Here is a 946-nt window from a genome sequence, read left to right as displayed (position 1 = left end):
ATCCAACAGTCAGTGATGTTTATAGCACGGTGTACACCTTTGCACCGGCTACGCTTGACCTGACAATTAAGGATGCACAGTATCCATTCCCTGCCGGTGATTCCATCAAACTGAGCAGTGTACCTGATAGCGTGAACGAAGGACAAAGTGCAGTGATCACTGCGACTTTACCAAATGGTTGGAAAGCAGGTAAAGCCTGGACAGTGAACCTGACTAAAGATGTGGTGTCTTCTACCATTGCAGATAGCCGTTATACGAGTCTCCCTACTACTATTACCATTGCCAACGGAGCGGATCACGGTGATGCCGCAGCTATTCAGACATTGACAAATAATGTGTTTAATGATGAAGGGTTTTTAAATGTAGATGGTAATAATGGCAATGTAAATATGCCTGCTACCAGCGCGCATATTTATGTTAAAGATCTCACGGACCCAGCGCAGAAGAAACTGACGCTGACACCAGATAGCTTAACATTAAATGAAGGCAACAGTACCGCATTCAAAATGTCGTTGCCAGCCGGTTATAGCTCTGCTAAACCATTGACCATTACCTTAACAACGAAAGTGGCCGGTACTGAAGCAGCTGCAACTGACTTCCAATACCTGCAAACGTCGATCGTATTCCCTAAAAATACGGCAGTATTCACTACTACGGCTGCAGTGATCAAAGCGATCGCAGACCAGATCATAGAAAAAGATGAGCAACTGAATATCTCCGGTGCGGCCAGCGGTTACACGGTAACAGATGCACAACTGAAGATTTATGATGCTACCCGCAGAGATGCGACTAAAACAAAGATCACATTCACACCGCCAGCTGCCGGTATGCCGGAAGGCAATACCCAACAGATTGGGTTTAGTTTGCCAGCAGGTGTAAGTACAGAAATACCTATTAAAATATCGCTGCCATCTACAGGCGCCGCTACCCGTGGCACCGATTACAG

At 46.1% G+C, this 946-nt stretch carries 1 protein-coding gene; it reads left to right on the top strand.

Annotated features, from left to right (window positions below; all coding sequences use genetic code 11):
• On the top strand, positions 1-946 hold a 946-nt coding region (locus AB4Z08_RS35750), incomplete at both ends, for a hypothetical protein (RefSeq protein ID WP_441578564.1).

Origin of the sequence: Chitinophaga sp. RAB17, from assembly GCF_052114225.1 — a bacterium.
Classification (GTDB): Bacteria; Bacteroidota; Bacteroidia; order Chitinophagales; family Chitinophagaceae; genus Chitinophaga.
Note: the sequence above shows the minus strand (reverse complement) of the source record. Positions and strands in the feature narration are given on the sequence as shown.